The organism is Allobaculum fili (assembly GCF_020969955.1).
In the GTDB taxonomy this organism is placed as follows: Bacteria; Bacillota_I; Bacilli_A; order Erysipelotrichales; family Erysipelotrichaceae; genus Allobaculum; species Allobaculum fili.
This window is the reverse complement of sequence record NZ_JAHDSX010000017.1, coordinates 36475-45336: the sequence shown is the minus strand read 5'-3', so window position 1 is coordinate 45336 and position 8862 is coordinate 36475. Positions and strand designations below refer to the sequence as shown.

The following is an 8862-nucleotide window of genomic DNA, read 5'->3' as shown; positions in this document are numbered from 1 at the left end:
GTTAATCGTAGTTATGGTCATTGAGCCAGGGGAAAATTAAAAAGAGAGCCTCGGAAAAAGGCTCTCTGATGGGATGAAATTTCAAAAACGAGCGATTTGTATAGTTAAGCTCATTGGGAAAGTTCTAATTGAATAAAACTGGATAGCTAAAGCCGTTTTTGTCTTTTCCTTTTTTCGAAAAACACTCTGTATCAGCCTCTGCTTGTCTGTACAAACGGGAATCGATTTTTACAAAAGGTTAAGAATCGAGACAGAAAAAAGCCCAGATTCATCAGTAATATACAGTTGAGGTGATGCTATGAGATGTCCAAATTGTGGCCGGAACAATCCGGCAAGCGAACGCAGATGCATTCATTGCGGAGCCCCGTTGCCCAGAAAGTCGAAAAATACCAGGGGTGCCCGTATTCGTACCACCCTTTTTAACGCATTGATTCTCCTCATGGCCTTTGGCCTGCTGGCAGCCCTTATGGGCTTTTTCAAGCCGCTCTTTTTCGGAAGCAGCAGCACGCCGGTTTCGGATATCGCCACAGCCGTTTTAGAAGAAAATGAAGAAGCCGTCTATGGCGAAAATGAAGACCAGGCGTACGCCGAATCCGCCGAAGAGGCGGCCAAAGTGCAGGAAAACGAAGCGGATATCGATTCCCTCGAGGATGAGGCAGCCGATTCGGATCTTCAGCAGGAAATTTCGCCGCAAATCCGGGATAAGGCAAACGCCTATGCTAGCGGTGAGCTCAGTGACAGCGCCAAAAAGCTGCTGACGCGCTATGACAAACAGACCGGCATTCTGACGCTGCCGGGAAGCGAGCTGAGGCTCTCGCTTGGCTTAAAGGAAGATGCACGGGTTTCCGTTGCCGATGAAGGCCATATTCTTGTGGTGGAAGGCGAAACGCCGGATGGAAAGCTGATTTCCGTTTCGTGCACACAGACCGAACTGCCGCCCACTACGAAAACCGAGCTGCTGGAAACGTCCGACAGCGCGCTCTATTCCAGCATTGGCGGCCGCGACACGCTTTACTACTACAGTTTCAATCCAGCGGGAACTACGGCTTCCGGCAAGGCGGCGCCAAGCGCCCGCACGGTTTCTGGAAATATCGTCGACTGCGAAAACAGCTGGCTGACCAGTATTTCCATCACAAACCTGAACGAAGAATCCAGTTCTTCATCCAGCCCGAACGAACTGGTCCAGAGCGCCTACCAGAAGCTCAATTCCATTCTGGCCGGCCTGGATTTATAACGGATCAAAGACGGCAGGAGAACCGGGCCTTTTGCCTCTCTTGATTTGGATCCGAACAAAAGCTTTTTTCCATGTCATGTCCTTTAAGAAATGAGGAGGATTCTTATGAACCACAGAAAAAGCTTCGCCCTCGTTTTTATGAGTACCGCATTCGGGCTGTCCGTCCTGGGACTTGGCGGATGTGCTAAGTCGACGGAAAAGATATCCGAAAATCCGGATTCGACGGTTGATGTCAGCCCGACCCGTTTTGAAGTAACAAACCCGGAAATGTACCAGAAACTCTCTCCTGGAATGACCGGGGTATTCCAGATTCGCATCGATGACATCGACGGCGTTGACATGGAAGCCGATTACCATCTGGAATCGGATCCGGAGCTTCTTAAAGTGAATGCCGACAATACGTAGAAAGCCATTCAGCCTGGCACAGGTTCGCTTGCCATTTCCTTCGAATACACAAAAGATTCTCTGGAGCGCCTGGAAAAGGCAAATCCGGGAAAGAATCTGGAGGCCATTGCGATTGCTCCCGTACTGAATGTGATTGTCGGCGAACCGGTTTACCACTTTGAAAATCCGCAAAGCGGCCAGCACATCTTCACATGCTCTGCCAGCGCGCCGCAGGAATCCGATTATCCCGGCTGGACTCTGGCTGGAGCCGTCTGTCTGAACGCCCCATCGCAAAATATTCGGGACGATGAATCTTCGTATTCCGATATTTATACGGCCAGAAACCCGGAAACGGGAGATATCTTCTACTCCGTCAATGCCGCTGAGATCGAACAGCTCGTAAACGAAGGCTGGACAGAAGAGGAGAGCTTTGGAAAATCGTATGCGCAGGGCGAACCGGTCTATCGCCTGTACAATGCCGCTTCCGGTTTCCGTACGTACTCTCCCGAAAACGATGAGCTGAACCGCCTGGAAGAAAACGGCTGGACAAGAGAAGGCGTGGCCTGGTACTGCCTGGCGCCTTCCGTATCCGAATAAAGTATTCGGGTAAAGCGAGTCGAAAAACCGATGCAGAACTCTTTTCAGGATGACCCGATTTCAGGGATGAGCCGCCGGTCTGCACAGATGAATGAATTTGCATGAATGAAATGGAAAGAAAGCCGGGAGCGCTTCAAACGAAGCCATCCCGGCTTTTCCGCGGATTTTTGCCTATGGAAGCAGACGTTTCGCAATGCTGCGTCTGCCGGGCGGTGTCAAATTCTGCTGAAAATGGGAAATCAATCAATATCTGCGCAGGAGCCTGCGGATCCATCTAATATGGATGCAGAAAAGAACCGGACGAAAGCCCAGGGCCAAAGCCAAAAAAGAAGCGGAGGATAACTATGCACAAAGAACATACTGAATATTTCCAGACGGAAAACGACGGGTCACAATGGAAGACGGAGGGATCCCTTCTGGAGAAAAGCGCGAAAGAAAAGCCTACGGCGTTTGAAAAGGAGCCGTTTTATCGCGGCGATTTTGCGGTGATTGACGGCGATGTGCGCTTTGGCGCTGACGTTTCGGTATGGCCGCATGCGGTCATTCGTACCGAAAGCGAACCGATTACGATCGGCGACCGTTCCAATATTCAGGACGGATGCGTTCTTCATACCGATGCAGGCTATCCCATTGTGATCGGGCAGGATGTTACCGTCGGGCATCGGGCGATTATTCACGGCGCCACGATCGAAGACGGCGCGCTGATCGGCATGGGGGCCATTTTACTCAATGGATCTGTAATCGGAAGAGGCGCAATTGTCGGTGCCGGCGCGCTGGTCGGCGAAGGCAAGAAAGTCGAACCGGGAACGCTCTATCTTGGCATTCCGGCTCGAAAAGTACGCCAGCTCAGCAGTCAGGAGATTGAAAACGGGATTTTTTCGGCCCATCACTACGTCGAGCTGGCACATGTAAAAAAGCAGGCTGGCCGGACCGCAGAACCCCAGAAACGTTCTGCAGATAAAAACTAGCGGCCAGACGGCAAAAAAATTCCAGAACGCCATAGGAGGCCGAAAAGAAATCCGTAAAGAATTGCACAAAAAACAAACGCCGAAGTCCAAAAAGTACAAATCTTGCGCGGGACAGGGCAAGTTCGCTTATTCGCTTTGGTATAATCAGCGCATATCACCGTAAAGGGATAAGTTTTCTGTACACGAAGGATCCGTTTTGCGACTGTACGTTTCTGGAGAAGATCTCTCGGCCCAAAAAATGGGATGGGAAAAGAGTCGATTCCAGAAAAAGGTGCAGAGCCGCCTGATGCGGCGACGGAATCTGATGCAAACTGGAGGAAATTAGAATGCTTGAAATTCGAAGTGCCCGTCCGGATGATCTGGATCGGATTTACAGCCTGGAAAAAGAGTGCTATCCGCAAGCGGAAGCCGCAGGCTATGAGGCGCTCAAGGAAAGACTGAATGTATTTCCCAACCATTTCTGGCTGCTCGAACGTGACGGTCAGCTGGTGAGCATGGTGAACGGCATGGTATCCGACAAACCGGATCTGGAAGATGAAATGTATGAGAAAGCGGTACTTCACGACGAAGACGGCAGCTATCAGCTCATTTTCTCCGTAGCCACCAGTCCGGAATTTACCGGCCGCGGCTACGCCTCGATCCTGATGAAGGAAGTCATCAAGGACTGCATCGAAGACTCACGCAAGGGAATCATCCTGCTTTGCAAGGACAAATACCTTCCTTTTTATGAAAAACTCGGGTTCCAGAACCAGGGACGCTCGAAATCCACCCACGGCGGCGAAACCTGGAATATCATGAAAATGGATCTCGAAAATCGTGAATAAACCATCAAAGCATCCGCAGAGATGCTTTTTTATTGGCTTTGCAACGACGCGAAAAAAGCAGAACATCTTAAAAAGAAAAGAGAAGAAACGAAGCGCCGGGCGAAGAACCTGGCGCTGCATCGTGTGGACTGCGCGTTAAAACGGCGTGCAAACGGGACAGAAAAACGGAGAAATTCCGCTCCTTTGGGTCTTCTAAAAAATGGGATATAGGCCAAAAACGCTTTATCTTTAGGTGGCGTCCCAAAATATATTGACAACTTCACATACTGCCACAGCCAATCCCGATCGGATCATGGAAGGTGTTTTGCTATAATTGAGAACCGAGGGAGGAGCTATGCCCTATTATCAGACACTGAAACATCGACGGGAAAGCCTGCACCTGTCCATTGAAAACGTATCGGCACAGACGCGGCTGAAGCCCGAATTTATCCGCGCGATTGAAGAACACAATCTGGATCTGTTTTCAGATGACTTTTCGTATGTCCGCTATTTTATTCATGCGTACTGCGATGCGATCGGTGTCAACTGGGACATGATCCGCAAGGAAGTCGATGAAGACGTTTCCCGCTATGCCCAGGCGCGCGATCAGGCGCTTTATCAGGCCCAGATCCAGATGATCGAAACGATGCCGCAGGCCAAATCGACTAAAGCTACGGTGCGCAAGGGAAAACGCCGCCGCAAGAAATCGTTTCTCGAACGCAGCGCCGGATCGCTCTCGCGAAAGCTCAGCTGGGGCGGCAAGAAAATTTCCAAAGGCATGATTCTTCTGATCGTGGCTGCCGTAGCCGGACTGTTCGCCTTAAGCGCCTATCAGAATTCCGTCGCGCAAAAAGCCTATGCCGCGCGTGCAAAGCAGATGGAAGAAGAGCGGCTGGCCAAGGAAGAAGAAACCCAGCGCCTTGCGCAGGATCTGCAGTCCAAGCGCAGCTCGGATGCGCAGCCGGAAAGTGAAAAGCCGACGCTTCGCATCAGCTCGCTCGAATCCGAAAACACTTACCGCGTTGAAGGCTTTCTGTCCTCCCAGCCGCAAGTGCAAGTACAGTTTTACGCGGTCGGCAGCCAGACCGTGACCATTACGTGGAACGGCGCGCCCGCCTTTTCTCAGGTCGTCAGCGGGGAATATACGTACACCCTGCAGGCGGGACAGAGCGGCACGCTGTCCGTCGTCTTCTCCGGTCCGTCGGTTTATAACTGGCTGCGCATTGACGGCAGTGAAATTCCAGCCGACTATACGCTGTACTCCCAGTCCGGAGGAAACCGCATTGATCTCGATCTGATCTTCTCCGGAACGCCGGAACCAGCCGATTCCACGCAAAGCAGCGACGAAACGGTACCGGAAAGCCAGCCGCTTACCGATCCAGCCGGTCAGGATCTCAATACGCCATACGTCGAGGATGCCTACGATGCCCCGATTAACGAAAACGGCTACTACACCGATCCAAACGCCTACGATCCCAATGTGTACGGTGACCGCACGGAGATCTACGGGGATACGGATGGTGCCGAAGCTTTGCAGTATTTGCAGTAAAGGTTTGGAAACACAGGATTTGTACAGGAAATACGAATATGGCTTTATACTGAAAAGGATCGAATGCCGCCTCATGGCGGGCTGTTCGATCCTTTCTGGCTGTCTGGGGGACGGGCGCGTGTTCGTCTTTGCCCTGGGTTTGTGCAGCCGAAATTTTGAAGTCTGAAGAAGGAGAAATGAAATGAATTTCTGGAAGCAGCTTAATCTGCCCAATAAACTGACTGTGCTTCGCATGGTCATGGTCCCGGTTCTGTGGATCGTCTATCTTTGCATTCCAGCCGACTGGCTGCTCATGTCCAAGGAAGCCGGATTCGGTCTGCGCAATCTGCTTGCGCTGCTGCTTTTTGCGGCCGCCTCGATTACCGATCTGCTCGATGGCAAAATCGCCCGTTCGCGTCATCTGATTACCTCGTTTGGCAAGTTCCTTGATCCGATCGCGGACAAGATGCTCGTCAACAGCACCCTCATCCTGCTCGTTTACACCCATTCGGCAGCCGTGCTTCCGGTTCTGCTGATGATCAGCCGCGACCTCGTTGTCGACGGTCTGCGCCTGAGCGCGGCCTCCAAAGGCAAAGTCGTTTCCGCAGGGTTCCCGGGCAAGCTGAAAACCGTTCTGCAGATGATCTCCATCATTCTTCTGCTTATGGGCAACTGGCCGTTTGTTTATCTGCACTTCCCGCTGGCACAGATTACCCTGTGGGCGGCGGCGCTGGTTTCGCTGTATTCCGGATGGATTTATTTTGTAAAACTGCGCAAATACGTCATGGAGTCAATGTAGAGCGCATCTGATTTCTCTTTTTCCCGGGAATCGTCAAAGATGAAAGAGGAAGAAGGAGAGTTAGATATGAATGCAACACAAAGTGAAGAAAAAGCTATTCAAAGTCACGGTGGTCTGTCCGATGAAGCGTACGAAGAAATCGATCAGCTGACGATCGAGCCTCTGCAGGACGACGGCCTGATTTCGGATGACGATCTGTTCGATGCGGCCAGAGCGCTCGTAGAATGTGCCAGCGCCTTTTCGCAGACGGTATGTTCCTGCGAAAGCTTCACAGCCGGTCTGTTCTGCGCTACCATCGGCAGCGTTCCCGGCGCCTCCAGGGTTCTTCGCGGCGGACTGGTCACGTACCAGACTCCGCTCAAAACGCTTCTTGCCGATGTAAGCCCGGCGCTGATCGAAGAGTTCGGCGTTGTAAGCGCCCCGTGCGCGGCGGCGATGGCTTACCATACCCGTCAGAAACTGCAGGCTGACTACTGCGTGTCCTTTACCGGCAACGCCGGACCGGACGCGATGGAAGGCAAACCGGCCGGACTCATTTACTGCGGGCTGAGCGGTCCAGGAAAAACCGTTGTCTTCAAGGCCCATCTTCAAAGGGAGCGAAACGGTATGCGCAAGCTGGCTGTACGGTCCATGCTGATTACGCTGCGTCAGATGATGGAAGACGATCTTCTCGATGGGGCCGCACAAAAGCAGGATGAGCAGGCCTGAAAAAACACGTTCCCAAGCGGCTGAAAAGCCGCTTTTTTGGTGCATAATGAGTAAAAAATGCGTATAATATCAGAGTGATATGCGCGAAATTGATTCAATTTACGCAACAAATAAGCACTTTACGCAAATCGAAAGAGATTTTAGATAAGCGGCGCGATTCAAAAAGAATACGAAGAATCGCGCTTGTCTGCGTATACTGAAAAGAAGAATCCCTTTTTCCAGAGGCAAGTCTGGAAAACGGCAATTATCCTTGGGATTCAGAATCTTCTGCATCCCCGATCAAGAAAACAGGGAAAGGAGAATTTTATGGCTGTAAAAAAAGCATCTGTAAAAACGATCGCGCAGAAGCGATCGGAAAAAATCAAGAATAAATCGAAAGACGAACTTTTAGGCGATGTCGTCAAGGCGATTGAGAAAGAATACGGAAAAGGTTCGATCATGAAGCTGGGCGATCGCTCGAGCGTCGACGTTGAACCGATTCCATCCGGCTCGCTGCTGCTCGACCAGGCGCTGGGCATCGGCGGCTATCCAAAAGGCCGTATTATTGAAATTTACGGTCCAGAGTCTTCGGGTAAAACGACCCTCGCGCTGCACGCGATTGCGGAAGTGCAGAAAAAAGGCGGACGCGCGGCGTTTATCGATGCCGAAAACGCGATCGACCCGGTTTACGCTAAGCATCTGGGCGTCAACATCGATGAGCTCATTCTCTCCCAGCCGGATTCCGGTGAACAGGGTCTGAACATCATGATGATGCTGATTGAAAGCGGCGCCGTGGATCTGGTCGTTGTCGACTCCGTTGCGGCTCTCGTTCCGCAGACCGAACTGGACGGCGAAATGAACGAGCTGCAGGTCGGCGCGCAGGCGCGAATGATGTCCAAGGCGATGCGTAAAATCGCCGGTATCATGAACCAGTACGACTGCACGGCGATTTTCATCAACCAGCTGCGTATGAAAGTCGGCAGCATGTACGGCAACCCGGAAACGACCCCGGGCGGCGTGGCGCTGAAGTTCTACGCTTCGGTACGTATCGATATCCGCAAGAGCGAAACGATCAAGGCCAACGGCGAATCCATCGGTAACAAAGTCAACATCCGTGTCGTTAAAAACAAGGTGGCCCCTCCGTTCCGTACGTGCCAGCTGGAAATCATTTACGGTGAAGGCCTCTCGGCCATTTCCGAGCTGATCGATCTGGCTTCCGAATACGATGTCATTAAGAAGTCCGGTTCCTGGTATTCCTATCAGGGCGAAAAGATCGGCCAGGGCAAGGAAGCGGCCAAGGCATTCCTGAAAAAGAACCCGGAACTGTACGAAGAAATCGTTAAGAAGGTTCAGGAAATCATGCGCGGCACAACCCTTTCGGACGATATCGACAAGGACGATCAGAAAAAGGAAACCGACAAAAAAAACAAGACGAAAAAGGCCGATGTGAAAGCCGATGAGGACGACGCAGAGGACGAATTCGATCTGGCTGAGGGCGATTTTGAAGACGATGACGAAGACTTCGACGATGATCTCGACGGAAACTTCGTGGACTTCGATCTTGAAACCGGCGAAATCCGCGAATAATCCGTTTTTCGCAGAGTTCACCTAGAGAAACGATTAAAATCCTGTACAAAACTCCATGAATACGGCTCTGCCTTCTGCAAGGATGATTCCTGCAGAAGACAGAGCTTTTTTGCGTGCGCGCCTCGCCGCTGCAGTCTGAAAAAACGGATTAAAAACGACTGAAAAGTGTGTGGGAATTGGGAATGGATTTGCACGGATACAAGCATTCTATTCAGTTTCCTCCGGTATTTTTGTAAACTTTTAATGTAACGGGTTTCATCGCAGACGACGGCAGT

Annotated in this window: 8 protein-coding genes and 2 pseudogenes; all 10 read left to right on the top strand. The window is 51.4% G+C overall.

Annotated elements, in window-relative coordinates; genetic code table 11:
* Positions 1-298: 298 nt before the first annotated feature.
* Positions 299-364 (top strand): annotated as a pseudogene (locus Afil_RS11365) (zinc-ribbon domain-containing protein); the annotation flags it as partial.
* Between the two features lie 75 nt (positions 365-439).
* Positions 440-1234: a hypothetical protein gene (locus tag Afil_RS05550; RefSeq protein WP_230267576.1), complete on the top strand. Its 795-nt coding sequence runs from the start codon at positions 440-442 to the stop codon at positions 1232-1234.
* 105 nt (positions 1235-1339) lie between these two features.
* Complete coding sequence (locus tag Afil_RS05545; protein ID WP_230267575.1) at positions 1340-1639, top strand: hypothetical protein; 300 nt, start codon at positions 1340-1342, stop codon at positions 1637-1639.
* 6 nt (positions 1640-1645) lie between these two features.
* On the top strand, positions 1646-2215 hold the full coding sequence (locus tag Afil_RS05540; RefSeq protein WP_439647321.1) for a hypothetical protein: 570 nt from the start codon (positions 1646-1648) through the stop codon (positions 2213-2215).
* Positions 2216-2559: 344 nt separating this feature from the next.
* Complete coding sequence (locus Afil_RS05535) at positions 2560-3183, top strand: gamma carbonic anhydrase family protein (protein WP_230267573.1); 624 nt, start codon at positions 2560-2562, stop codon at positions 3181-3183.
* Between the two features lie 326 nt (positions 3184-3509).
* Positions 3510-4007, top strand: coding sequence for a GNAT family N-acetyltransferase (locus Afil_RS05530; RefSeq protein WP_230267572.1), 498 nt, complete (start codon positions 3510-3512; stop codon positions 4005-4007).
* Between the two features lie 334 nt (positions 4008-4341).
* Positions 4342-5535 (top strand): helix-turn-helix domain-containing protein, encoded by a 1194-nt coding sequence (locus Afil_RS05525; protein WP_230267571.1) that lies wholly within the window; start codon positions 4342-4344, stop codon positions 5533-5535.
* Positions 5536-5716: 181 nt separating this feature from the next.
* Positions 5717-6313 carry a CDP-diacylglycerol--glycerol-3-phosphate 3-phosphatidyltransferase gene (pgsA, locus tag Afil_RS05520; RefSeq protein ID WP_230267570.1) on the top strand — a complete coding sequence of 199 codons (597 nt, stop codon included), beginning with the start codon at positions 5717-5719 and terminating at the stop codon, positions 6311-6313.
* 66 nt (positions 6314-6379) lie between these two features.
* Positions 6380-7021 (top strand): CinA family protein, encoded by a 642-nt coding sequence (locus tag Afil_RS05515; RefSeq protein WP_230267569.1) that lies wholly within the window; start codon positions 6380-6382, stop codon positions 7019-7021.
* Between the two features lie 306 nt (positions 7022-7327).
* Positions 7328-8356, top strand: a pseudogene (gene recA, locus Afil_RS05510) (recombinase RecA); the annotation flags it as partial.
* Positions 8357-8862 lie beyond the last annotated feature (506 nt).

Bases quoted from the DNA above. Each gene is read 5' to 3' on its own strand.
- Afil_RS05550 (WP_230267576.1), top strand. From the start codon at position 440: ATGGCCTTTGGCCTGCTGGCAGCCCTTATGGGCTTTTTCAAGCCGCTC.
- Afil_RS05545 (WP_230267575.1), top strand. From the start codon at position 1,340: ATGAACCACAGAAAAAGCTTCGCCCTCGTTTTTATGAGTACCGCATTC.
- Afil_RS05535 (WP_230267573.1), top strand. From the start codon at position 2,560: ATGCACAAAGAACATACTGAATATTTCCAGACGGAAAACGACGGGTCA.
- Afil_RS05530 (WP_230267572.1), top strand. From the start codon at position 3,510: ATGCTTGAAATTCGAAGTGCCCGTCCGGATGATCTGGATCGGATTTAC.
- Afil_RS05525 (WP_230267571.1), top strand. From the start codon at position 4,342: ATGCCCTATTATCAGACACTGAAACATCGACGGGAAAGCCTGCACCTG.
- pgsA (WP_230267570.1), top strand. From the start codon at position 5,717: ATGAATTTCTGGAAGCAGCTTAATCTGCCCAATAAACTGACTGTGCTT.
- Afil_RS05515 (WP_230267569.1), top strand. From the start codon at position 6,380: ATGAATGCAACACAAAGTGAAGAAAAAGCTATTCAAAGTCACGGTGGT.